Annotated in this window: 20 protein-coding genes and 1 other RNA gene; 7 read left to right on the top strand and 14 right to left on the bottom strand. The window is 46.2% G+C overall.

Going from position 1 to position 23,946, the window contains the following annotated elements; all coding sequences use genetic code 11:
- Positions 1-2: 2 nt before the first annotated feature.
- The 8 genes from J0M30_08795 to J0M30_08760 all read right to left on the bottom strand — a co-directional run bounded on the left by J0M30_08795 (position 3) and on the right by J0M30_08760 (position 10,056).
- Positions 3-386, bottom strand: a complete 384-nt coding sequence (locus tag J0M30_08795) for a hypothetical protein (GenBank protein ID MBN8667588.1) — start codon at positions 384-386, stop codon at positions 3-5.
- Positions 387-441: 55 nt separating this feature from the next.
- Positions 442-2,721, bottom strand: a complete 2,280-nt coding sequence (locus tag J0M30_08790; GenBank protein MBN8667587.1) for a TonB-dependent receptor — start codon at positions 2,719-2,721, stop codon at positions 442-444.
- A gap of 259 nt (positions 2,722-2,980) precedes the next feature.
- Entirely contained in the window at positions 2,981-5,518 is a 2,538-nt protein-coding gene (locus J0M30_08785) for a carboxypeptidase-like regulatory domain-containing protein (GenBank protein MBN8667586.1), read from the bottom strand.
- A 25-nt stretch (positions 5,519-5,543) separates the two neighbouring features.
- Positions 5,544-6,032 carry a TlpA family protein disulfide reductase gene (locus J0M30_08780; GenBank protein MBN8667585.1) on the bottom strand — a complete coding sequence of 163 codons (489 nt, stop codon included), beginning with the start codon at positions 6,030-6,032 and terminating at the stop codon, positions 5,544-5,546.
- A gap of 19 nt (positions 6,033-6,051) precedes the next feature.
- Entirely contained in the window at positions 6,052-6,582 is a 531-nt protein-coding gene (locus J0M30_08775) for a hypothetical protein (GenBank protein MBN8667584.1), read from the bottom strand.
- Positions 6,583-6,678: 96 nt separating this feature from the next.
- Positions 6,679-7,065, bottom strand: a complete 387-nt coding sequence (locus J0M30_08770) for a hypothetical protein (protein MBN8667583.1) — start codon at positions 7,063-7,065, stop codon at positions 6,679-6,681.
- Positions 7,066-7,145: 80 nt separating this feature from the next.
- Entirely contained in the window at positions 7,146-9,185 is a 2,040-nt protein-coding gene (locus J0M30_08765) for a hypothetical protein (protein MBN8667582.1), read from the bottom strand.
- Between the two features lie 49 nt (positions 9,186-9,234).
- Positions 9,235-10,056 carry a purine-nucleoside phosphorylase gene (locus tag J0M30_08760; protein MBN8667581.1) on the bottom strand — a complete coding sequence of 274 codons (822 nt, stop codon included), beginning with the start codon at positions 10,054-10,056 and terminating at the stop codon, positions 9,235-9,237.
- 177 nt (positions 10,057-10,233) lie between these two features.
- Between J0M30_08760 and J0M30_08755 the strand changes: the two genes are divergently transcribed.
- From J0M30_08755 to J0M30_08735, 5 genes are all read left to right on the top strand, one after another.
- Complete coding sequence (locus J0M30_08755) at positions 10,234-11,559, top strand: hypothetical protein (protein MBN8667580.1); 1,326 nt, start codon at positions 10,234-10,236, stop codon at positions 11,557-11,559.
- A gap of 34 nt (positions 11,560-11,593) precedes the next feature.
- Positions 11,594-12,883 carry a pyridoxal phosphate-dependent aminotransferase gene (locus J0M30_08750; protein MBN8667579.1) on the top strand — a complete coding sequence of 430 codons (1,290 nt, stop codon included), beginning with the start codon at positions 11,594-11,596 and terminating at the stop codon, positions 12,881-12,883.
- 68 nt (positions 12,884-12,951) lie between these two features.
- Complete coding sequence (gene sucC, locus J0M30_08745; GenBank protein ID MBN8667578.1) at positions 12,952-14,163, top strand: ADP-forming succinate--CoA ligase subunit beta; 1,212 nt, start codon at positions 12,952-12,954, stop codon at positions 14,161-14,163.
- 14 nt (positions 14,164-14,177) lie between these two features.
- Positions 14,178-14,732 carry a hypothetical protein gene (locus J0M30_08740; GenBank protein ID MBN8667577.1) on the top strand — a complete coding sequence of 185 codons (555 nt, stop codon included), beginning with the start codon at positions 14,178-14,180 and terminating at the stop codon, positions 14,730-14,732.
- A 124-nt stretch (positions 14,733-14,856) separates the two neighbouring features.
- The gene (locus J0M30_08735; protein MBN8667576.1) at positions 14,857-15,195 is read left to right on the top strand and encodes a hypothetical protein; all 339 of its coding nucleotides are present in this window, start codon (positions 14,857-14,859) and stop codon (positions 15,193-15,195) included.
- Between the two features lie 13 nt (positions 15,196-15,208).
- Here J0M30_08735 and fsa read toward each other — a convergent pair whose 3' ends face one another.
- The 3 genes from fsa to J0M30_08720 form a co-directional block, all read right to left on the bottom strand.
- Positions 15,209-15,862, bottom strand: a complete 654-nt coding sequence (gene fsa / locus J0M30_08730) for a fructose-6-phosphate aldolase (GenBank protein MBN8667575.1) — start codon at positions 15,860-15,862, stop codon at positions 15,209-15,211.
- Positions 15,863-15,877: 15 nt separating this feature from the next.
- Positions 15,878-15,977: signal recognition particle sRNA small type (ffs, locus tag J0M30_08725), an RNA gene on the bottom strand.
- Between the two features lie 51 nt (positions 15,978-16,028).
- Positions 16,029-17,312 (bottom strand): DUF5103 domain-containing protein, encoded by a 1,284-nt coding sequence (locus J0M30_08720; GenBank protein ID MBN8667574.1) that lies wholly within the window; start codon positions 17,310-17,312, stop codon positions 16,029-16,031.
- Positions 17,313-17,366: 54 nt separating this feature from the next.
- Between J0M30_08720 and J0M30_08715 the strand changes: the two genes are divergently transcribed.
- Entirely contained in the window at positions 17,367-18,602 is a 1,236-nt protein-coding gene (locus tag J0M30_08715) for an ABC transporter permease (protein ID MBN8667573.1), read from the top strand.
- Here J0M30_08715 and J0M30_08710 read toward each other — a convergent pair.
- Positions 18,580-19,329: an RNA methyltransferase gene (locus J0M30_08710; GenBank protein MBN8667572.1), complete on the bottom strand. Its 750-nt coding sequence runs from the start codon at positions 19,327-19,329 to the stop codon at positions 18,580-18,582. The genes J0M30_08715 and J0M30_08710 overlap by 23 nt on opposite strands.
- Positions 19,330-19,411: 82 nt before the next feature.
- Here J0M30_08710 and J0M30_08705 point away from each other — a divergent pair, with 82 nt between their 5' ends.
- Positions 19,412-21,718, top strand: coding sequence for a BamA/TamA family outer membrane protein (locus J0M30_08705; protein MBN8667571.1), 2,307 nt, complete (start codon positions 19,412-19,414; stop codon positions 21,716-21,718).
- Positions 21,719-21,804: 86 nt separating this feature from the next.
- On the opposite strand, the gene truB is transcribed toward J0M30_08705, so the two are convergent.
- Together truB and J0M30_08695 are read right to left on the bottom strand one after the other, a co-directional pair.
- Entirely contained in the window at positions 21,805-22,509 is a 705-nt protein-coding gene (gene truB / locus J0M30_08700; GenBank protein MBN8667570.1) for a tRNA pseudouridine(55) synthase TruB, read from the bottom strand.
- A gap of 103 nt (positions 22,510-22,612) precedes the next feature.
- Positions 22,613-23,938, bottom strand: coding sequence for a DUF58 domain-containing protein (locus tag J0M30_08695; protein ID MBN8667569.1), 1,326 nt, complete (start codon positions 23,936-23,938; stop codon positions 22,613-22,615).
- Positions 23,939-23,946 lie beyond the last annotated feature (8 nt).

Raw genomic sequence — 23,946 nt, 5'->3', positions numbered from 1 at the left:
AATCAGGCTAACCGGGGAGGTTGAAATATGTCAGCCAGGTGAAGATGCGTATAGGCTATGTTTCTTTTCGGGGTAAAATGCAGCGGGAATTCGTTGGGGGATTGTCGTTCGAAACGAATGGCCTGCGGGGGAATATCCGTGGCTGAGGCGCTTATGATCCCACAGTCAGCATCCCGGAAGGGTAATTGTTGATCGCGTGAATAATCTTCATCGATCACTATTTTTTCGTAATGCATCCGCAGAAATGCGAGGAAGCCTAAACCCGGATCTTCGATTCGATGTTCGCGGAAATGCTCAAACAACACCGGTATTTTTATGAACTGGTGCAATTCAGTATGCGAGAGGGTGAACACAATGAGTAATATGGCGGCGGTGCCTTTTCGCATGGGCAAATGTACTCAATTCTTCGCATATACTGTAGTCTGGGCAATTGGTTTGAGGTCATTGAACGGTAAAGCGCATTCCTAAGAACCCTCTCCGACCCTGGTTAGGTGCAAACACATAGGTAGGGTCAAAACTCAGGGCATAAGGATTGTCTGGTGTTGCCAGAACCTTTCCTTCTGCATCATAACTCACCTGCTTATCAAAGGGATCGTTCGCCCTGGCGATCAGAAAAGGTGCCGCCCGGTCGGGTGTCCAGTCAAACAGGTTTTTTATTCCCCCATACACTTCAATTTTTTTACCCGCCTTCCAGGTCATTTGCAGATTTTGAATTCCCCAAATGGGTGACATACCGGGTCGTGGATCCACATTGGAAAGCAGTGGAAGGCGCATGGGACCATATAGATTCCCGGTAAAATCCAATACCCATCGGGCATTGGGGAAAGTATAGGAGGCAGACCATGTACTACTCCATTTTTCGGTCAATACCAGTGGTTGCTTGGATCCTTTGCCATTGATCTTTTCCACTCGGGCTACATCCTGTAATGTAAGACCGGTCTGTAAACGGAAACGATTGGCCCAGTTCCATTCCAGGTTAACGGTCATTCCGACTGACCGTGAATGACCCTTCATATTCTGATAAATGATCTTATTGGGATCTGTGTCATAGTCTGGCAAAATCTGGTTGTGGAAATAAGAATACCAGGAGGATATATCAGTCGAGAAATGATGCAGGCCCCATTTCCAGCGAGAGGTCAGGTTAAGATTGACATTCATACTTCTTTCGGGTTTCAGGGCCTCACGAATCTCCACTACCCTTGCGCCAGTCAATGCTGCATGTTCCTCGGTAAAAAGATTGACCACCCGAAAGCCCGTACCGGCGTTCAACCGAAAAACGGTTCTTTCGCTAAGTCCCCATTTAAAAGCAACTCTTGGGGTAAACACCATGCCATGTATGGGGTGATGATCAAACCGAATACCGGTGAGCAGGGTTTTCCGGTCTTGAAGATCCCATTCATCCTGAAGAAATAACCCGGGTAATAAATAACGATCGGGTCGGTTGGCTCCTGTCAGGGTATCTCTTGTTGCTGTAGAATTGTCGTCGTAGCGGTTATAACGCAAGGCCAATCCAATTAAAGTCTGGTGCCTTGGGGCAAATCTCAAATGCCCTAACAATTGGCCAAATCCGATATGTTGTCGGGCGAAATACGGAGTAATACCATAAAATGAATTCTGCCGGTGACCTGTACCCGAAAAAGAAAAATTCCAGTTGCCGGGAATGGGCAGTTGATATTTACCAATTATTTCCCAACGGTTGGTGTAAATGCTTTCGCCATATATACTATCACTCCCCCGAAAAGCAGGGGTCCAGTTCATCTGCCCACCCCAGCGATCCTCATAAAAATACCGGCCTGCCAGATGGGCTTCCCGGTTCATTTTGCGCGCCAGCGATAATTTGCTGAATATCGAAACACGGTGTTGCAGGGTTAGATCGGTAAATCCATCTTCATTGTTGTCCACCGGTAGCTGGTACCTGTAATAATTTATGCCCAGTAATTGGCTGGCCTTTTTTCCTATCCTGAATCTGGAGCCTATATCCCATTGCTGTTCGCTCCAGGAGCTAGTCATACCATCGATCGCCCAACGGGGTGCTTTCTCGGGTTGGCGCGTAATGATATTGATCAGCCCTCCAATGGCTTCCGATCCATATAATCCGGAAGCAGGACCTTTGACGATCTCCACCCGGTCAATCAACTGTACCGGTATTCCAAACAATCCATATACCGAAGCCAGACTGCTGACAATTGGCATACCATCGATGGTCACCATGGTATAGGGACCTTCCAGCCCATTGATATGAATATCGCCGGTATTACATACGTTGCAATTTAATTGTGGCCTAACACCATTCACTTGTTGCAAGGCCTCGAATATACTCGGAGCGGGATTACGCTTGAAGAATTGCGGAGTGAATATCTCTACTGCCACCGGGCTTTCCGAACGTCGCACCGATCTTAATGTCCCGGTTATCACTACTTCCTCTCCTACTTTTACTTCGCGTGTTAATTTAAATACCCCATTCATCACCGATGTCATCACAGTATCCAAAGGCTCATAGCCCATGGCAGATATGTGTAAACTTATTTTCCCCTTGGTTGGAATGGTCAGGCGGAAATAACCCGTGCTATCAGAGATAGCCTTTCTTTTTTGCCATTGAATTGTGGCTGCCAATATCGGCTCGCCTTCCTGATTGATTATTTTCCCCTCCGCCACGGTTTCCTGTGCCTGCCCCAACAAGGACATACCCAGGAGGTACCCCATCGTTAAAATTCGTTTCACTTGAAATATTTTTTAGGCGTGTCTAAAATTATATTTAGACGAATATACGAATTTTTATAACAGATGTTCTACTCTTTTGGAAAAATCTGCTTATTCAGGGGATTTTTAAACCGCAGAGACGCAGAGACACAGCGGAGGATTATTATTAATTGTTGATTATTAAAAGATTGCGATATTGGTACCAATGGCAATAATTACTAATCAATAACGGGTAATAAACCTCCTTTGTGTCTCTGCGTCTCTGTGGTTCAACTCAATTCTATTCTCCGATTTTCCATCTGAACCCGGCATACAACATTCTGCCTGTTACCGGACCCCAAACCAGAGAGGCATCAAATAAAGGCCCAAATGGATCCTGGGGTGCAATGATCAGTTCTTTTTGAATAATTCCGCCGAGGTTTTCCCCGCCGAGGTAAAACTCCAGGGGGTTATTCTTACCAAGGCTTTTGCTTACCTGCATATTGAGGAGGGTATAGCCTGGTGATCGTTCGGGAAAACGGAACCCGACCGGGTTATCTTCGGTTGTGGGCAATCGCTTAGGACTATAATAACTCAGTGTAGCATCCCATTTCCAACCTGCGAGGGTATAGGCCAGGTTGATGAAGGCGCGATGAGGTGAAACAAATGGTTTTTGTTTTAAACTCCCCTGGTAGGTGACCTGTACATCATAATAGCGATAGGCGATCCGGGCATCCAGACGGGGTAATACCTCATACTGGATCTCTGTTTGGAAACTGTTGGCAAATGATTTTCCATCCAGGTTATAAATATCCAGTTTCCTGGCAGATCCCTCCATATCAATGACGACCTGATTCTGGAAGTAGGTATGAAACAGGTCAAAGGCAATATTCCCATCACGACCTGCCAGGCGAAACCGTTGGTCGATGGAAATTCCCAAATTCCAGGCAATTTCCGGATCGAGGCCATACGCTTTTCCGGGTGATGTGTTAAGGAAGGACAGATTGCGGGCACTGATAAATACCACCCGGTTCTCGGCCAGGATATTCGCAGTGCGTTGACCTCGTCCTGCGCTTAGGCGAACCACGGTTTTGGATCGTGGTTGAAAACGCAGGTGTACCCTTGGAGTAACATAGAATCCATAAAGATTATTCTGGTCACCCCTTAATCCAATGACCCACTCCCATTGTTTACCAGAGGAACCGGAATATTCAAAGAATGCACCGCTGGTTCTTTCCACACGGTCAAAGGATTGGTTGATGAATTTTTCCTGTATATCATCGGTCGTATAACTCAATCCTGTTTTAAACTTATGATTGGTATTGGAGAATATGGATTGATAGATCAGGTTGGCATAAAGGTTTCCTTGTCTGGCCGAATATTCTCTCCAACTAAAATGATCTTCCTGATCATGTACAAAGTGGGAAACCTGAAGGCCCAGGCTACTGTATTTCTTTTTGGGAAATACATAACCCCATTTCCCAAACAATTCATATCGGCGCGACTCCATGCCCATTCCATATACACTCATGGAATTGCGGTGTTGGGCAGGATCATATTGGGTTTGTCCGGCGGTTTTATCTTCCCATAATAACCTTGCTCCGGCCTGTACCATCATTCCTTTTCCATTATCATAGCGCCAGCGGTTCAGGAGGGTGCTTAAGGTACCTGTTGGTATATCACGAAATCCATCCTCATTAAAATCTACCTCCCGGTTATTCATAAAAGCATGGTGGACCAGAAGGGCTGTAGACCATTTCTTGCTGAGTTGTCTGGAAAGGTTCAGGTTGAGGTCTGTCTTGCCCATTTGGTTCACATAACCATTGAGGAACAATTTTTCCATCTTCTCCGGTTTCTTTAATTCGATGTTTACCTGTCCGGCCAATCCTTCCGGGCCATTTAGTACTGAACCCGGTCCTTTGGTCAGTTGAATGGATTCGATCCAGGTACCGGGTATTGAGTTCAGGCCACCGGCGATCGCGAGGCCACGAGGCCCGGGCATATTCTCCACGGTCATATACGTGTATTGTCCGGCCAGTCCCATTAACTGGATCTGTTTTGTTCCAGTCACGCCATCATTAAAGGAAACATCGACGGAAGAATTTGTCTCAAAACTTTCGGAGAGGTTACAACAAGCGGCCTTGGTCAATTCCTTATCCGTCATGATCTGTGTCCGGATAACAGATTGGGGAGATACATAAGCAGGTCTTCTGGAGGAGATGATCCTCACTTCCTGCAATTCATGGGCCGCGTTGAGGATGATACTGAGGTGTTGCCCTGGTTGAATATCAATGCGGCTTGCCTGAAATCCTGAATAACTGACGAGCAGGAATCCATTCTCCGGAACATGGGGAATCTTAAAATACCCATTCTCATTGGTCGATAACCCTTCGGTGGTACCACCAAGTAAGATGGAAGCGCCCGCGAGCGGTTTGTATTGTTGCTGTGCATCAATTTCCAATACAACGCCATAGACGGCATCTTCTTCCATGGTCAGGTGAGAACCTGCCCGGTACAAACAACAATCCGGCAGGGCATTGTACACTTCATCACGGGCTGTACGCAAGGGAGTATCATGTCCGGCGGTGGCAATGCGGTCATGGATCTTCTCCACCGATGTAACCCTGGGTTGATAGGTAACGGTCAATGCTTTACTGACCTGATCCCATTGTGCTTTGGAAACCCCTTTACCTTTTGCAGCTTCTTCGATACGTTTTTTACACATATCGCAATTGCCCATGACAAGGAAACTGATTGTGGTATCTGCTGTACGACCCTTATCCTGGGCCTGTATGAACAGGCCCGGGACAAGAAGTACGATTAAAAAAAATATTTTCATGAGCGCGTATTTTCGCCCATGTCCGTTATTTCAATAGATCCTCCAAAAGGGCTTCTAATTGTTCGGGTTCAAGGTCCATGCCAATAAGGATGCCTTGTTTATCGATGAGGTAGGAAGTAGGTATCTGATTGATATTCCATTGCAAAGCGGTCTTTGCCTCCCATCCCCCATTGTCATTCACCTGCAACCAGGTGATCTTATCCTTTTTCACGGCATTTATCCAGGCCTTCTTGTTTTCATCAAGGGAGACCCCGTAAATCTCAAAGCCTTTGTCCTTGTATTTTTCATACAATTTACCCAGGCCTTTATTGGATACCCGACAGGGACCGCACCAGGACGCCCAAAAATCGAGTAAGACCACCTTCCCTTTCAGGGAAGATAATGTTATCGTATCGCCTGCCTCTGTTGGCAGGGCGATTTCCGTGGCCGGTTTCCCAAAACGGGGTTGGGCCATGGCCGACAAACTGCCCAGAGAAAGGGCAATCAGGAAGAATATTGTTTTATAACGGATCATAGGTGTTTGTTATAAATTCTTAGCTGTGTTTTTCACATTTACCATTCTTGCAACAGTCCATTGCCACATTTTTTTCCCCTTTGTGTCCTTTTTCACCTTTGCAACCTTTGCATTCCTTTCCTTCGGCACATTTTCCATCGGTGCATTTTCCTTCTGCACATTTACCAGCCTCGCATTTCTTATCGCTGCAGCAGGAAGCCGCATCGGCTGATTTCTCTGCACGATCATACTTGCAACAAGCAGGCAACTTATCATATGATTCTTTGGTGGCTTTAGCACCTACATTATCATATCCGGCCTTCGCGATCTCTTCCTGCACTTTGGCTCCGTTGGTGGATTGTGCTTTATAACGAATGGTGAGTACTTTGGTTTCCTTGTTCCAGTCTGCATATTCCACCCCTGCTGCTTTTGCTGCTTTTTCAATGGTGGTCTTACACATACCACAATTACCTGAAACATTAAAGCTTTCTTCTTTGAGGTCCTGCGCTTGTGAAGCAAAACCAAATACAAAGGTGAATAGTACAAAGGATATAGAACGAATCGTTTTCATGATCATTAATTTTTTAGTTGTAAATAAGATTGACCTTTCCGGAGAAGGGATTTCATCCGGTAAACTGATAACCGAACAGGCGGTTTCCGGTCATTCTCAGATTCTGAAAACACCATTAACAAGATAGGTATCCTGTTTATGAAGAGGTGGTGAATGGGTTTTATACACTACCTTATCCTGAACGGAGCTTGTTGCCTGTTCTAAATAAACAGGTTGTTCCGGCAGGATGAGGGCGGTGAAAAGAGGTAAATTGAAAATGGAAGAAGGTTGTTGGTCATCCGCGATCTTGATGATCTTGACCTCATCATGACAACAGCCGTTGGAAAAATCGGAATGCATGCCGCATTTTCCACAATACTCAGATGGGGAGTTACCGATCTGTACTGAATCGAACCGACCCATACAGTAGTGCAGATTAATCACAATCCCACTGCTGAAAGCGAAATAGAGGAAAAGTAATATGGCAATACCGGTTCTCTTCATCCCAGCAAAGATAGTCAAGGGTTTTAAACTCCAAAAGCCCCAGCCGGGGTTATTTTGGGTTCTGTACCATTCTTTCTCAATTAGTTAACAAAATTCCAGAAGATACCAAGCCTGACCACCATGCCAGGGTTGATATAGCCTGGCGCCACCACATTATTGTTATAAAACCCAAACCCATACTTATTTGTGGCCGTATTCAGGTTTTCAACCCGTAAATAGACCTTCATGTTCCGAATGCGGAAATGCATAAAAGCATGAATATCCGGGAGGTTGTTGACACTCAGGTTATCCTGGTAAAAAAAGCGGCCCAGAACGGGTGAATAGGCATCTGGTTTATAGGGTGTATGGTAACGGAACTCCAGCCCTGTAGAGAGATTAAGATTAGTGAAGAAAAGTCCTTCCAGCGCGATCCTTTGGCGGGTAAACACAACCGGAAGATTGAGTTCCACGTCCCCTGTCTTTTGCTGGATATAGATATCGGAATACCAGTTCCAATGTTTTCCTAAATGAAATACCTTTTGAATGGTTACCTGTAATACATTGAAAAGCGACGATTCCTGCTGTGGTTGGTAATAACCATTGAAATAGGTCATATTACTGACCAGGTAATATTGTCCGGTCAACCGAAGGTTCCATTTGGGTTGAAAGATGGAAGCGGAGATCAGCGTTATATTTTCCTTTTGAAAATCGCGGGCAGATTCCAGATAGAAACTGCTGCGGGTATCAAAAATAAAGGAGGGGCTGCGATTGGTATTATTAAAGCCCAACTCGAGTGAAGCGCCATTTTTGGGTAAAAACCGTTTAAGGCTAACCTGTGCCTGATAATCCCCCCCATTCAATCCATTGATGTACAAGGTTCCGGCCAGGGCCATATCCCATTTCCGATTACGGGTACGGTTTCGGTATTCACCATGGGCATAAAAATTATGGAACTGGTGTTTACCTGAAAGGAACTGACCCGTCAGGTTTTCCAGTGCCGCCCCCAATTTTACATATTGCTGTAGGTTATTGGCATCCGGAAACTGGATAATGGAAAAATCATTAACCAGTCGGTTCCATTTATCTCCCAAAGTGAACGTATCGATCAGATCGGTGAATCCTTGACCGTAATAGGTGTTATAATAACCGGTATCGGCCAGGCCATCAGTGAACCGGTAATTGTATAAATGATACGAGAGGGTATGCTCAAACCGAAGACGTGGATAAAACAAGGGGACGATCGTGGAATCGGTAACCAGCGAGTCTTTTTTTCCAAGATCATATTGCTGCCGCATCATGAAATGGATATCCTTGTATTTGTTACCCGTGGTGACGGTATTGGTAAAGAAGCCGGTAATGGCTGATCCATCTCCTCCCAATTGGGTGGGAATATTGAAGCGATCCTTGTAGATCGGATCATTCAGGTAATCCTGGTCATTCAATAATCCGCCGTTTTCACCAGCCAGCAGGTTGTTGGCCAGGAAAGCAAAATAGTTATTGTAGCGTTTCTTTGGCGATTGGTACCAGGAGGTAACGAGATAGTTATTGTGATTGGTCTTTTGGTTCTTGAAATAACCAGGAGAATTGATAAGGCGGTAATTGAACAGGATATTCCAGTTGGGTTTTACATTTTGGGTGTGAAAGGCTTCGATCATCTGCTCGGTCTGGCTTCCAAGCATATAATTCTGCTCGGTATATGGTTTGGTGGTATTAAAAAAGCGGACATTCTCCAGCTTCCAACGGTACACATCCAGCGCGTGAAAACCGGCATCCCATCCGGGTTGCAGGATGGGGGTAAACAAGAGGGACCGTGTAGGCGTACCATTATTGCCAAGGTAAATATGGTCGGCAGGAATGGGGAACCGGGTGGTAAAGTCACGGATAGAGGAATCCAGTTTGAGTGCCAGTGTGGTGGTGGGCATCCGGTAAGAAATGGCGATCGTATCATCCGAATAATCCCGGCGTTCGAGGCTATCGGCAGATTTTCCTGATCCACCCGAACGTATATTACCAAGGCTTCTGGCAGCGGAATTTGTCAATACCGATTCATCCACCGTTCGCAGCCCGGGTCTGCGCTGTCCAAACAGGGCCAGGGGCCCCATAAGGGCGATCAGCAATATATAGTATAAGGATCTGTTCACGAGCCGATAAACAATAGGCGAAGATAATCAGGCATCCTGAAATGGCACGTTAAAGTGAATGGATCAATTCCCGGAAGATCAGGGTCAGTTTTGGTTCTGCAGCGCGGGCAAAATGGAGCACTTCTTCATGGGTGATCACATTCTCATCCTCCCGAACCCCGATATCCGTGATGACGCTGATGGCAAAAACAGGGATACCCATGTGGTTGGCAGCTATACATTCCTGTACCGTGGACATGCCGACCGCATCTCCGCCGATCAGTTGGATCATCCGGTACTCAGCCCTGGTTTCAAATGTTGGCCCGGTTACACCAAAGTAAACCCCTTCATGTAATTCGATGCCGTGTTGATGACCGATCTCCTTTGCTTTTTTGATCAGGTCTTTCTTATAGGGCTCACTCATATCCGGAAAACGAGGACCTAATTCTGGTATATTTTTTCCCAAAAGAGGGTTCTTGGTGGCAAAACTGATATGGTCTTTAATGATCATCAGGTCGCCAACAGAATAAGAAGCATTTACACCACCGGCTGCATTCGACAGAAATAAATGATGGATACCCAATCTGATCATTACCCGAACAGGGAAAACCACTTCATCGGGTGTATAACCCTCATAGAAATGAAAACGACCCGCCATACAGACCACTGGTTTTCCTGCCATAAACCCAAAGATCAATTTTCCACTATGTCCTTCTACCGTTGAAACTGGGAAATTGGGAATGTCCCCATAGGGAATCTCTATCTCTACTTTCAACTCATTGACAAAACTTCCAAGGCCACTACCGAGTACCACACCAACTTGCGGACGGGTGCTGAATTTACCGGCAAGAAAGCTACTTGCTTCCTCTATTTTGTGCAGCAGATTTTCCATTCTTTATTCAATTGCCTGCAAAAATGAGAAACATATTTGAAACAAACCAAATTGTTTTTCACTGGTGCTTAGGCAGATAGACCTAATTCATCCGATTCGTCAGGTTAAGCCACCGAGAAAGGTTATGTTTGTAAACAGTTCTTTTACTATTTATTCACTCTAAAACAAGGAGGTATTATGTTGATCAAGCCCCCACAAAAGTCTTACGCTTATCGTTCGTATGCGCAACATAACTACAGGCAGATACCTCAGCTCGCTCATCTCAGCAAGGAGCTATTGGACGATATCGAGATCGTCAGCCACATTCTGCCTTTTAAATCGAACAATTATGTCATTGAAGAATTGATCGACTGGGACCGTGTACCCGATGATCCCATTTTTACATTGACCTTTCCCCGAAAGGAGATGTTAAGGCCTATGCATTATGAGGCCATGCGTAGTTTGGTAAAAAAAGATGCATCGCGTGAGGAGATCAAGGCCCTTGCGCATCAGATAAGACTTGAGCTTAACCCCCACCCGGCCGGTCAATTGGAACACAATGTGCCGGAGATCGACGGGCAGCGTCTTACGGGCATGCAACACAAATACCGGGAAACGGTACTCTTTTTTCCAAGTCAGGGTCAGACCTGTCATGCCTATTGTAGTTTTTGTTTTCGCTGGCCCCAGTTTGTTGGCATGGATGAATGGAAATTTGCCATGCGGGAAACAGAGTTATTGACCCGGTATTTACAGGAACATAAAGAGGTAACCGACCTGCTTTTCACGGGTGGTGACCCCATGATCATGAAAAGTGAATTGTTTGAAGGTTATATCGATGCCATATTGAAAGCCGACATTCCCCATTTACAAACCATTCGTATTGGTACCAAGGCCCTGGGTTATTGGCCATATAAATTTCTGGATGGCCCTGATGCCAGCAATATGCTCCGCATCTTCGAACGCATTGTGCGAAGTGGTCGTAATCTGGCGATCATGGCCCATTTCAATCATCCGATTGAGTTATCGACACCGGCCGTTCAAAAAGCCATCCGGCAGATCAGGGCCACAGGCGCTCAGATCAGGACCCAATCCCCCATCATGCAACATATCAACGCCAATGCCTCCGTATGGGCAGAGATGTGGCGTATGCAGGTCAATCTGAATTGTATCCCCTATTATATGTTTATGGCCAGGGATACCGGTGCCCAGCATTATTTTGCCGTGCCTCTGATAGAAGCCTGGGATATATTCCGTAATGCCTACCAAAAGGTGAGCGGTGTTTGTCGCACGGTAAGAGGACCCAGCATGAGTGCCACACCCGGTAAGGTTCAGATGCTTGGTGTTGGGGAGATCAATGGTAAAAAAGTAATGACCCTGCGTTTCCTTCAGGGGCGTAACCCGGATTGGGTGGCCCGACCATTCTTTGCTGAATATGATGATAAGGCAACCTGGTTGGATGAGTTAAAGCCTGCTTTTGGTGACAAAGAATTTTTTTATGAAAAAGAATTAAGTCAATTGCTTTAACTTAACCAAACGCGAAAATAATTTTCTCCTTCTGATGAACAGACATCTTTATCTGAACCCAAATGTAATTGGGTTAAAAGAGTCGCCAACGCTTCGGATCAATCAGCGATGCCGCGAACTGACCGCACAGGGAAAGACCATATTCAAACTGGGCCTGGGGCAATCCCCATTTCCGGTTCCTGAGCCGGTCGTTAATGCCTTAAGGCTATACGCGCCCCAAAAGGATTATCTGCATGTTCAGGGCTTGCCGGAATTACGTCAGGCTGTGGCGGATTTCCATCAGCGTAAGGATGGTGTAGATCGTCAGGCGGAGCATGTGATCATTGGGCCTGGTTCCAAAGAGCTTCTTTTTTTATTGCAAATGGTATTTGAAGGAGAAGTATTGATTCCCAGTCCGAGTTGGGTTTCCTATTTGCCACAGGCAAAAATTATTGGCAATACGGTTCATGTACTCCACACCCGCGTGGAGGAAAACTGGAGGCTTCAGCCCGACCTGTTACAGGATTTTCTTCAATCCGGGAAGGGCAAAGGCCCCTTTCTCCTTATCCTGAATTATCCGGGTAATCCGGATGGGGTGACCTATGAAAAAGCCCATCTGGAAAGCCTGGCCAGGGTATGCCGGGAAAATGGAGTGATCATACTGTCCGATGAAATCTACGGTCAATTGCACCATGAAGGGAATCATGTTTCCCTGGCAAAATTCTATCCGGAAGGGACGATATTAAGTTCTGGTCTGTCCAAATGGTGTGGGGCCGGCGGCTGGCGATTGGGTACATTTTCATTTCCTTCCGATCTGCATTGGCTGATGGAGGCCATGGCTGCTGTGGCCAGTGAAACCTATACCTCGGTATCGGCCCCCATTCAATATGCGGCCATTCAGGCCTTTGCCGGAGGCAGGGAAATTGAAGATTACCTCTGGCATGCCCGTAGAATTCTTGCGGCGTTGGGCAAGGAAACAGCAGCCATTTTGCGGGAAGCCGGTATCCGGGTCAATGACCCTACTGGCGGGTTCTACCTTTTTCTTGATTTTACCCCTTTATCCACCCTCCTCCATAAAAAAGAAATCCGGAATAGCGCAGTGCTTTGCGAACGGTTGCTGGATGAATGTGGGATCGCCATTCTTCCTGGTGAAGATTTTAATCGTCCCCCGGAGGAGCTCTCCGCCCGACTATCGTATGTTGACTTTGATGGCGCCAAAGCATTAAGCGCCAGTTATACATTTCCCCTTCACCAACCTTTACCGGAAGGGTTTCTTGAGCAATATTGTTTTAAGGTATTGGAAGCCTCCCGAAAAATGGCGGCCTGGTTGCTGGAAAATAGCTGATAGTCCTGCATCCACCCCTCCTCATCTATCAGTCAATTTCTTTATCTTCGCGGCAAATCAATTTTCGCATGAACCTCCACGAATACCAGGCCAAGGAATTGCTTAAGAAATACAATGTTCCGGTACAGGAAGGATTTGCCTGTGGCACCATTCACGAAGCGGAAGAAGCCTATCGCCAGATCAAAACCCAGTTTGGAAGCCCCTTTGCAGTTGTGAAAGCGCAGATCCACGCGGGTGGCCGGGGAAAAGGCAAGATCAAAGAAACCGGTGTAAACGGAGTAAAAGTGGGCAAGAACCTGGAGGAAGTGGTGGAGTTTTCGAAAGGTATCCTGGGTGGTACGCTCGTAACCCTGCAAACCGGGGCCGCGGGGAAAGTGGTGAATAAGATCCTCGTAGCTCAGGATATGTATTACGATGGCCCAAGCGAAAGAAAGGAATACTACCTCTCCATTCTGCTTGACCGTACCAAGGGGCAAAATGTGATCATGTACAGCACCGAAGGAGGTATGAACATTGAAGATGTGGCCCATGATACCCCTGAAAAAATATTCAAAGAATGGGTTCACCCCGGTGGTGGCCTCCTCCCCTTCCAGGCACGTAAGATCGCCTTCAACCTGGGACTGAAAGGTGAGGCTTTCAAAAACATGGTCAAATTCGTGACCAATCTCTACAACGCGTATGTTGGACTGGATTGCAGTATGCTTGAGATCAACCCGCTTTTCAAAGCCTCCGATGATAAGATCGTGGCTGTGGATTGTAAAATGAACCTGGATGATAACGCCCTGATGCGTCATGCCGATCTGGCGGCTCTTCGGGATGTAACTGAAGAAGACCCGACAGAGGTAGAAGCTGGACAATACAATCTGAATTTCGTGAAACTCGATGGAAACGTAGGTTGTATGGTAAATGGAGCAGGCTTGGCCATGGCTACCATGGATATGATCAAACTCAGTGGTGGCGAACCTGCTAACTTTCTGGATGTAGGTGGTACCGCCAATGCACAAACGGTTGAAGCCGGTTTCAAGATTATCCTGAAAGACCCCAATGTAAAAGCAATTCTCATCAATATTTTCGGTGGTATCGTTCGTTGTGACCGTGTAGCCCAGGGCGTTATTGATGCCTATCAGAATATGGGAAATATTCATGTTCCCATCATTGTCCGCCTGCAGGGTACCAATGCCGAAGAAGCCAAAAAACTGATCGATGAAAGCGGCCTCAAAGTACAGTCTGCGATCTTGCTAAGTGAAGCCGCCGATCTGGTGAAGAAGGCTGTTGCCTGATTAAAAAAAAGCTATTGAAAGAAAGGCCCGTTCGGATCATCGCCTCTGCTGAGCATAAGTTTGAACCTTTGTCCAGAGACCTGCCACTTTCCAACGAGGACAAAATGGTGCTTTATCAACTGTGGCAGAAAAAGTCAGCCTATATTGGATTAACCTATCTCTCTTTAATAGGAATAATCATCCTGGCCATCATTCAAGGCTATGGAAGAACATCAAAACTGAAACTTGAGGAACAGTTTTTTCACGTGGTGCCTTTTTTCGGTATAGGCGCCTTCTCTCTGCTGACCTTCTATTTTTATCGTTTTTACAGAAAAGAAGCTCATGGGTTTCGTAGAGATCTTCAGAAAGGAATCAAGAAGGAAATTGCCTTTTCCCTGGTTAAACATGAAATGCCAGTTTTTAGTAAATTCTTTGTTCGAACTCCAATCGAGCAGCACCAGTTAATTCAGTTGAACCGGGAAGATTTTGAAATGCTACCAGAAGGGGGAACTTTAATATTTGAGGTATTTCCGGAGTCCAATCATATTCACAAACTTCGGTTTGGAGACAAAGAGATTAAATATTTTTGATAGCCTTCTCCAGGTGTCTTTCTCTTTCCCGTATTAAATGTTAAGGATATTAAAAAATAATTAAGAAATTCGGATTGCCCTTTTTCCCATGCATCCAATTTTCTGATATATGAATCATATGACCATGAAATTCCTCCTATTTCTCGTTGTACTGCTTGGCTTTTCGGCTGGAATACAGGCCCAAAAAGTGGATAGTATCTTCTTTCATCTCTATACCGACAGTCTGAAAAAAGGCACCCATAATTATATCAATGTAGATGGGAAAATGTCCAATGGCCGTTGGAAACCGCTCTCTACGCGAGAAATTGATTTTTCGGCAAGCGGAGGTGTGTTTACCGGAAATGAGTTGTTCCTTCCACTTGATTTTACCGAAGAGAAAGTGGTCGTAAAAGCTGTATTGCGGGAAAGGCCGGAATTGTGGAGGGAGGTGACAATTTGGGTGAAACGGAAAACAGAGGATTGAGTGATGGTAAATCTCACTTGAACTTCTTCGCATCTTCCAAAAACTTCGCCAACCCAATATCCGTCAGCGGGTGTTTAAGCAATCCCATAATGGAATCGAGCGGGCAGGTACAAACATCGGCGCCGGCTTCTGCACAGCGGATGATATGGTTCGGATTGCGAATGGAGGCCGCCAGGATTTCGGTTTTAAAACCCTGCACAGTATAGATGTGTGAAATTTGTTCGATCAGTTGTACTCCATCCCAGCCACTGTCATCGATACGGCCGATGAAAGGAGATACGTAGGTTGCTCCTGCTTTGGCACAAAGAATTGCCTGTCCGGCAGAAAATACCAGGGTACAGTTTGTTTTGATCCCATTATCGGTAAACCATTTAATGGCTTTGATACCGTCTTTGATCATGGGAACTTTAACGACAATATTCGGATGAAGTGCCGCTAATACTTTTCCTTCTTCGATGATTCCTTTAAAATCCGTAGAGATTACTTCGGCGCTGATGTCGCCGTCTACGAGTTCGCAAATGGCCTTATAATGGTTCATTACGGCTTCGTCGCCCTGGATCCCTTCTTTGGCCATCAGGGAGGGGTTGGTTGTTACCCCATCGAGAATACCTAATTCGTTTGCTTCTTTGATTTGAGCCAGATTGGCTGTATCGATAAAAAATTTCATGTTGGTAAAATTAAAAAACGGCAGGCTACTCACATCGCACCGCTACAACCGCCTATCCTTGCTGCCTTCCGGCCCTGGGGAGGTTCAGCAGGAGCTGGTCGTGTAAGACCTGCCGGGCGCGAAGATAGGTAATAATTTGAAATGGATTGAGGCAAAAGGCAACAGATTACCGGGCAATGGAATTGACAGTGGTAAGCCCGATCAATTCATCGCTTCTTCCACCAAACGGACGATAGTAAACCAGGGCTGTATAGCCATTCTCTGTGCCCCAATAATTGCCCTCGGTGTCCTCAAAGCTGGTGGCATCACCTGTCGCAGAGCGGGTGATATACCGATAATTATAGTACCCTTGTTTCAGGAAAAGCGTTGCCTCATAGATGCCTCTTTCCTCATTGAAGGTCATCTTCGCGGCAGAATCATTGGCATAGTTTGTCAACTCCCCAAACACATAGATATCTTTTCCAACATAGGATTTACCTCCGGGTGGCTGATAGGTAAAATGGACATAGGCATAATCGGTTTGCCAGTATGGATTGAGGTTATCTGTGGTTTCAAGGGTAAAAAAGCCGTTCAGGTCCAGGTACTGGATATACCCTTTTCCCGATCTCTCCATATCGGGTTTTATGTAAACATCTGTCCGCCTGGCCTGCTTATCCATCTTCCAAACCCGTTCACTACTCAGGCGGAGGCTTCGAAGATCGATCCATCGCCATTCCTGACCCGACGGAAACACGGTCCTGTTTTCGTCATTATACTCAAAATAATTACCCCGGTAAATATCCGGTCGGGAAAGCGTAACCGCTGTAGGCCATACAAAATTCTGAAGAAGGACCACTTTGATATCCTGCTGATTGAATGAGTTGACCTGATTACTGGTTGAAACGATGGTTCTCACCTTCTGATGCGAATTGTAAAGCGCCCCATTAAAAGGCTGCATCACCTGGACGCCTACGGAGGTTTTTGCGTCCACTACCAGAAAGCGTTTGGTAAACACCAATTGCGAAGTATCGCTGTTCAGGAAAACTTTTAGCAGGTAATTTCCCGAACGGGAAGGGACACTATTTCTTTCCGGAACCTTTGCCTGATAATTCGTGTACCGGGTAAACGCGATCGAGGAATTTCGGTAATTATTGATCCTTGTATTTTGAAAGCCGCGGATATAATCAAAGGCACTCAGGTTCACCGGTGTCCAATCGGCATTACAGAGTTGATAGGTGTAATAATAGTTCTTAACCCCCGATTCAAGATCATCAAAGGTGAGGGTTAACTCATCGGCACTGTTGAGCCGTATTATCGGGTAACTGTATGGGTCACCGGTTCGAATGAGTTTGATCGCGCCGATCTGTCCCCTGAATACATGGTCGGGCAACTGGGCATTTGTCTGGTAAGAGCACAAAAAACCGATGGCCAGCAATACCAGCAATGGTCGCTTATAGAGGTTCAGTTGCATTTATATAGCAATATTATCCATTTCCCGCTTATTTTTGAAGACCAAGATCACCTATTGAACGTTGCAAGCTTCATAGCCAGGCGCATCGCCTTTAACAGACAGCGGTCTTTTTCCCGTTTTATCATCCGGCTGTCTACCACCGCTACCCTGATCAGCGTAGCGGTCATGATCGTTACGCTTGCCCTGGTCAATGGGTTCCAGGAAGCCGTTAGCGAGAAGGTATTCAGCTTTTTAGGGCATGTAAGGGTACAACAACGACAACCCGGGCAGGGGAATACTTCGGAGGAATTGCCGGTGAAGCGGAATATCCGGCTGGAACAGGCGGTAAGAAAGGTTCCCGGCATCCGATCGATCCACCCTTTTGCCACCCGGTATTCGATTTTAAGGATCAACAGCGAGATCGAAGGGGTTCTGGTAAAGGGGTTTGATAAGACCTATGATACCACTCACCTGAAGCCATTTTTGCAGGAAGGCCGGTTTATCCGTTTTACGGACAGCAGTTATAGCCGGGAGATTATCATCTCCACCTACATGGCCAATCAGCTCAAATTAAAACTCAACGATCAGCCAATTATCTATTTTGTCAAGCCGGATGGCTCGATCCGCCCGGACAAACTGAAGGTGGTGGGTATTTTCAAAACAGGTATAGAGGAATACGATAAATCATTTGCCATTGGAGACCTGTCCCTGATTCGCCGGCTGAATGAATGGGGGCCTGAGCAGATCGGTGGGTATGAAATCTATATTGATGATTATCAAAAAATGGATGCCCTGGCGGAGGAGGTCTTCACCCTTTCTGCATTCCCGCAGGAATGGGACGCACGCGCGGTAACTGATATTTATCCGGAAATATTTGACTGGTTGAAGATCCTTGACCAAAACCGAAATATTCTGATCATTGTTATGGCAGCGGTGGCTTTGATCAATCTCGTTACCTGTCTTATCATACTTGTGCTGGAAAGATTACGGATGATCGGAATCCTGAAGTCGCTTGGAGCCAGTAACTGGATGGTGCAAAAAGTATTTTTATTTCAATCTGCCATTATTACGGTTACAGGTATCTTATTGGGTACAGCTGTAGCATTGGGTTTACTCTGGTTACAGCAAACAACCGGCTTTGTCCGCTTGCAGGAGGAATCCTATTATCTTGATTCAGCCGCGGTAAAGATCGTCTGGTGGCAGGTTGGGCTGGTGGTAGGGGGTACATTACTCGTTAGCCTGCTGGTATTGATGATCCCTTCCCTGATCGTAAGAAGGGTACAGCCGGTCAAAGCGATCCGCTTTCAATAAGGTGGGAAAGAAGGATTCCTGTGGCAACAGCCGCATTCAAAGATTCTGCCTCCCCAATCCTTGGTATTGTCACTTTTATCTTTGCCTTTTCCAACACAGACAATTCCAATCCTCTCGATTCATTTCCGATCAATAAGATCCCTTCCTTATTGCGCGTCACCTGCTGAACAGGTGTGCCATTCAACACGGCGGCATAAACAGGTATCTGGTGCCATTTTCCCAACCAATCAGCTAATGGCCTCCGGGAAAGGCGGAGACGGCCAAGACTTCCCATGGATGATTGAACAACCTTGGGATTGTACCAGTCGGCACAGTCTTCACTGCAAACCACCTGTTTTATCCCAAACCAATCGGCAATACGAAGAATCGTTCCCATGTTTCCCGGGTCCTGGATCGTATCCAGGGCCAATGTCCAATGCCCGCCGGGGTCGATATCTACTGCCTCCTCATATTGGGCAGCGATTAATAATACCTGGTTAGGTGTGGAGAGCTGGGATATCCTTTCTAATTCTATTTCATCGACCTCTGTCAACGGAATACCCGCATAACCGGAAGAATGTTTTTCACACCAATCTTTTACGGCATATACCTGGTGTATCTTTGTTGTAGGGTTTGTTAAAAATTCATGTACGGATTTGGGTCCCTCTACCAGAAATACCTTCTCCGCATCCCTGAATTTTTTCTGGCCTAAACTTTGGATATATTTGATCTGGTTTTTACTCAGCATTATAACGAATTACGATTAGCAATACAATTTGAAAGGCTGGCAGGAAAAATATGCTCCCCTACTACCAGCCATCCTTTTCGGGATGGCGGTTGTCCTGGTTTCCTCCTGTGGTGTGGTTCCTAAGGGGTATCCCCCCAACAAACCCTTTGTCTACGAAACAAATATCCAATTGCAGGGTGACTTTTCAAAGGATGAGCGTAAATCCCTTTCTTCCCGCCTCCGAAACCAACTGGATGACAGTATCCGTATCCGGACAGTTGGCCAGTTGATCCGCGAGGTTTTGCGCAACCCGCCTGCCTATGACAGCACTCATGCCCAACGGTCTGTGCTCTTTATGCGTGACCTGCTTAACTCACTGGGCTATTACCGAGATACGATCTGGTTTGATACGAGTCTGGTGGTTGTTCCCAATAACAAACATGGTGACCAGTTCAGAACGACTGTGGACTTTCATGTCAGACCGGGGAAAATGATCCACATAGACTCTGTAGCATACAACCTGAACGATACAGGCTCCTATCATCCTAACAAAGCGGATCTTCAGGCTCTGGCTCTTCAATCAGCTGATAAATCCATACTCAGGAAAGGGGATGCATTTTCCAAACAAAATATTTCAACAGAGATCGACCGATTGGTCACGCTCTACCGTAACAACGGGTACCTTCGGTTTTCTCGGGAAGAATTAGTGGCCGTTTGGGATACACTCGATGCCTCTTTACTCGCCCCTACCCTTGACCCTTTTGAACAGATTCTCCAACTCGAAGAAAGGCGAAAGCGGATGGAAAACCCGACGGCCAATATTGAGTTCATCCTAAAACCGGGATTCAACCCAACACGGCTGACCAAATTCTATGTTGGACATACCACTGTTTTCCCCGATTATACCGGAGATTCAATTGCTGCAGACAGAAAGGTCAACCATATCGATTCGAGTTACAGCGTTGTCCGATACACTGATTTTTTTGGCTGGAAATTTCTCTCTCAATACATCTATTTCAAGCGGGGTGACCTATATAATCAGCAACAATACCTCAAAACAGTCAACCGGTTCAATGGCCTTGGAGCATGGCGACTCGTGAATATTGAACAGGTAACAAGACCTGGCTCTGATACGGTGGATTTCAATATTTTCCTAACCCCGGCCAGCCGGTATTCCTTTACAACCAATCTGGAGGTAAGTGGAAGCAATAATGCCCTGATACAGGGTAACCTGCTGGGGCTTGGCGCGAATGCCACCTTGCTCAACCGCAATTTTGCCCGTTCGGCCAACCAGTATAACCTCAATGCGCGGATCAATACCGAACTAAGTACAAAGGGAAAGTTCATTGCCGCCCAACAAGCCGGGGTAAGCTATACGATCAATTTTCCCCGCTTGATTCCCAATCCCTCCTTTATCCGGGCATCGGCCAAGGAAAGAGCCAAGACCAGTCTTTCCATAGCCTATAGCAACACAGACCGGAAGGATTATTTCATTGTTAACTCGCTGAACCTCTCCTGGGGGTATGATATTGCCTGGAAGAATAAATCACTCCGCATTGTATTACCCAATATTGAATACACGGTTCTTCAACGCCGCGATAGCCTGAGTTCACTGATCGACCGTAATCCTTCTTTCAAAAACATCTTCAACCAGGGATTGGTAGTATCGGGTCAGGCAGGATTCAAAATCACGGGAGGTAAAGGGAAAAATGTAAACCTGTTTAGCGCCAATTTCGAAGAATCCGGCTTGCTGTCACGACTTATCGATGCCAAGTTATTCGACAGCTTATATCGTTTCGTCAAGTTTGATGCTGAATTTGTACGCAGCATGAATTTTGGCAGAAACCAATTGGTCACCCGTTTCTATAGTGGTGTCGGTATCGCCCTCAAGACACGTACCCGCAACAGTGATATCCAAATGCCCTATTTCCGGCAGTTCTTCCCGGGTGGGCCCAATAGCATGCGAGCCTGGAACCTGCGTAGCCTTGGGCCAGGGTCCTCACTAAAAACCCGGGAGGAAGCTCCTTTCCGGTTTGGAGATTTCATGTTTGAGACAAATATTGAATTCCGTTTTCCGCTGGCACAAATTGCCGGATATAAGGTCACCAGTGCTTTGTTCAGTGATATTGGCAATGTCTGGTTCATCCGGCCGAACGATGACTTTCCGGGAGGTGAACTGACGAGTTTGAAAAAATTCTTTAAAGACCTGGCCGTGGGTGTGGGTACTGGCTTGCGGTTTGACTTTGAATTCCTGGTTGTCCGCCTGGATTATTCCCTCAAGGCACGCAACCCTACTCCGGCCCCAAGCAATGCCGAGGCACAAAGCAAATGGTTTTATAAATGGAACGGAGGTACGTTGTTACATGGCGTATTTCAGTTGGGGATCAACTATCCGTTTGTACGTTTCTAAGAATCGAATTATTGAATTAATAAGGAAGTATAGTGTTCTGCTCTTCCTTATTTCACCTTCCTTATTCCTTTTTCCCTATTCCCTGTTTAACTCCCGCCAGTCTTTTCAATTACGCTCTTGATTTCCTTTTCAAACTCCTGCATATCTTTCGCTTCTTCCAACCGAAACTCACCGATGCGGGTGCGACAAAGTTTGCTGAGATAGGCCCCACACCCCAATGCCGCTCCAAAATCATTAGCCAGGCTACGGATATAGGTCCCTGTGGTACACACCACCCGGAAATCAACCTCGGGTAATTCAATTCGTGTGATCTCAAATTCCTTAATGGTTACCGGGCGTGGATCGAGTTTTACTTCCTTCCCTTGCCTCGCCAGTTCATATACCCTTTTCCCATCCACTTTAATAGCTGAATGGGCCGGAGGTATTTGAAGAATATCACCGGTAAAGGATGCTGTTTGTTCAATAAGGGTGTTCCGATCGATGTCCTCCAATGGTTTAAAATCAGTGGGCTCGCTCTCAAGATCATAAGTGGGTGTTGTTGCCCCAAGGGTGAACGTGCCGGTGTATTCCTTCTCCCGGGCCATATACTCATTGATCTTTTTGGTAAATTTTCCCGTGCACACAATGAGCAGGCCAGTTGCCAGGGGATCGAGTGTTCCGGCATGCCCCACTTTCTTGATACGTATCAGGTTTCTGATCTTTCGTACAACATCAAAGGAGGTCCAGCGAAGGGGCTTGTCGATCAGGAGTACCTGACCGGTTTCGTAAACAGAAGGCGCATTAAGAGACATGATGCAAAGGAAATAAGAAATAAGGAATAAGGAATAAGAAATTAGGGAGTACTGGTTATTTCTGTCCCGTATTTCATATTTGTTATTCCTTATTTCTGATTATTCAAATCGACATCCTGTTCTTCACCTCCAGATACTTATTGATCGTGTTCACCGTCAGGTCTTCCGGTGCGGACAGAATGGATAGTATCCCATTCTTTTGCAGTTCGCGGACCATGCGTCTTTTCTCGTTGCTGAATTTTTCGCCAATGGTCTTGATATAAATATCTTCAACGGTTTCGGCCTTGCTTTGCTGGAGTGTGCGGAGTTCTGTATTTTCAAATAGAACCACCAGGAGCAGGTGATAACGGGCGATCCGCTGGAGAGAGGGTAATTGTCTTTCCATGCTTTCGAATGACTCGAAATTGGTAAAATACACCAATAGGCTTCGGTGGCTTATCCGGTTCCTGATCACCGAAAATAACTTTTCCAGATCGGGTTCAAGAAACCGGGTTTGTTGTTTGTAGAGCGATTCGAGGATCAGGTTGATCTGCGTTGGTTTTCGGTCAGCCGGTAAAAAGGTATCAATATTTTCCGCAAAGGTGATCAGGCCTGCCTTATCCTGCTTTGCCAATGCCACATTACTCAACACCAATGCGGCATTGATGGCATGATCCAGCAGGTACATTCCCCGAAAAGGCATTTTCATTACCCGGCCTTTATTGATCACACAATAGATCTGCTGGCTTCTTTCATCGGTAAAGGTATTCACCATCAGGTCGCTTCGGCGGGCGGAGGCCTTCCAGTTTACCGTTCGGTAATCATCACCCAGAACATACTCCTTGATTTGTTCAAATTCCATGCTGTGTCCCAGACGACGTACCCTTTTTACACCCGCTTCCTCCAACCGATTGCTAATGGCCAGTAGTTGATACCGGCGCATTTGCATATAAGAAGGATACACTTTTACGGTTTGATTGGTTCCAAAAGCCAGGCGGCGGCTTACCAGACTCAGGGGGCTGGTAACCATCAATATGGTTTGGTTAAAAATATATTCTCCCCGTGTAAGCGGTTTGAGTTGGTAATGGTGTTCCGCGACAGATTTTCCGGGAAGTAATTTATTGACCGCTTTGTATCTCTCCTGAAATTGATCGGGTAGTTCTTCAATGATGGAAACCGCTACGGGGAAGGGATATTCATTCTGTAGATTTATTCTTACCTCATTCTCATCTCCATGGCTAAACCGCTCCCCTACTACCCGGTTTGCGGTTACCCCTTTTTTGTTGCCATATAAAAGCATTACATCAACCACCAGGGTGAGTAAAAAAAGTACGAGGGCGATCAATGCCGCCTGGTATAGCCAGGGCAGGAAATAACTCGCCGCAAAGATCAGGGCCACTACCCCTGCGGCAACATAAGCTCTGGTATGTAAGTAAAATGATCTTAGCATGAACAAAG

It is taken from the genome of Chitinophagales bacterium (genome assembly GCA_017303415.1).
In the GTDB taxonomy this organism is placed as follows: Bacteria; Bacteroidota; Bacteroidia; order Chitinophagales; family Chitinophagaceae; genus SpSt-398.
Note: the sequence above shows the minus strand (reverse complement) of the source record. Positions and strands in the feature narration are given on the sequence as shown.

Bases quoted from the DNA above. Each gene is read 5' to 3' on its own strand.
- sucC (MBN8667578.1), top strand. From the start codon at position 12,952: ATGAACCTCCACGAATACCAGGCCAAGGAATTGCTTAAGAAATACAAT.
- J0M30_08775 (MBN8667584.1), bottom strand. From the start codon at position 6,582: ATGAAAACGATTCGTTCTATATCCTTTGTACTATTCACCTTTGTATTT.
- J0M30_08760 (MBN8667581.1), bottom strand. From the start codon at position 10,056: ATGGAAAATCTGCTGCACAAAATAGAGGAAGCAAGTAGCTTTCTTGCC.
- J0M30_08755 (MBN8667580.1), top strand. From the start codon at position 10,234: ATGTTGATCAAGCCCCCACAAAAGTCTTACGCTTATCGTTCGTATGCG.
- truB (MBN8667570.1), bottom strand. From the start codon at position 22,509: ATGTCTCTTAATGCGCCTTCTGTTTACGAAACCGGTCAGGTACTCCTG.
- J0M30_08710 (MBN8667572.1), bottom strand. From the start codon at position 19,329: ATGCTGAGTAAAAACCAGATCAAATATATCCAAAGTTTAGGCCAGAAA.
- J0M30_08735 (MBN8667576.1), top strand. From the start codon at position 14,857: ATGAAATTCCTCCTATTTCTCGTTGTACTGCTTGGCTTTTCGGCTGGA.
- J0M30_08795 (MBN8667588.1), bottom strand. From the start codon at position 386: ATGCGAAAAGGCACCGCCGCCATATTACTCATTGTGTTCACCCTCTCG.
- J0M30_08785 (MBN8667586.1), bottom strand. From the start codon at position 5,518: ATGAAAATATTTTTTTTAATCGTACTTCTTGTCCCGGGCCTGTTCATA.
- J0M30_08720 (MBN8667574.1), bottom strand. From the start codon at position 17,312: ATGCAACTGAACCTCTATAAGCGACCATTGCTGGTATTGCTGGCCATC.
- J0M30_08770 (MBN8667583.1), bottom strand. From the start codon at position 7,065: ATGAAGAGAACCGGTATTGCCATATTACTTTTCCTCTATTTCGCTTTC.
- J0M30_08750 (MBN8667579.1), top strand. From the start codon at position 11,594: ATGAACAGACATCTTTATCTGAACCCAAATGTAATTGGGTTAAAAGAG.
- J0M30_08705 (MBN8667571.1), top strand. From the start codon at position 19,412: ATGGCGGTTGTCCTGGTTTCCTCCTGTGGTGTGGTTCCTAAGGGGTAT.
- J0M30_08780 (MBN8667585.1), bottom strand. From the start codon at position 6,032: ATGATCCGTTATAAAACAATATTCTTCCTGATTGCCCTTTCTCTGGGC.
- fsa (MBN8667575.1), bottom strand. From the start codon at position 15,862: ATGAAATTTTTTATCGATACAGCCAATCTGGCTCAAATCAAAGAAGCA.
- J0M30_08695 (MBN8667569.1), bottom strand. From the start codon at position 23,938: ATGCTAAGATCATTTTACTTACATACCAGAGCTTATGTTGCCGCAGGG.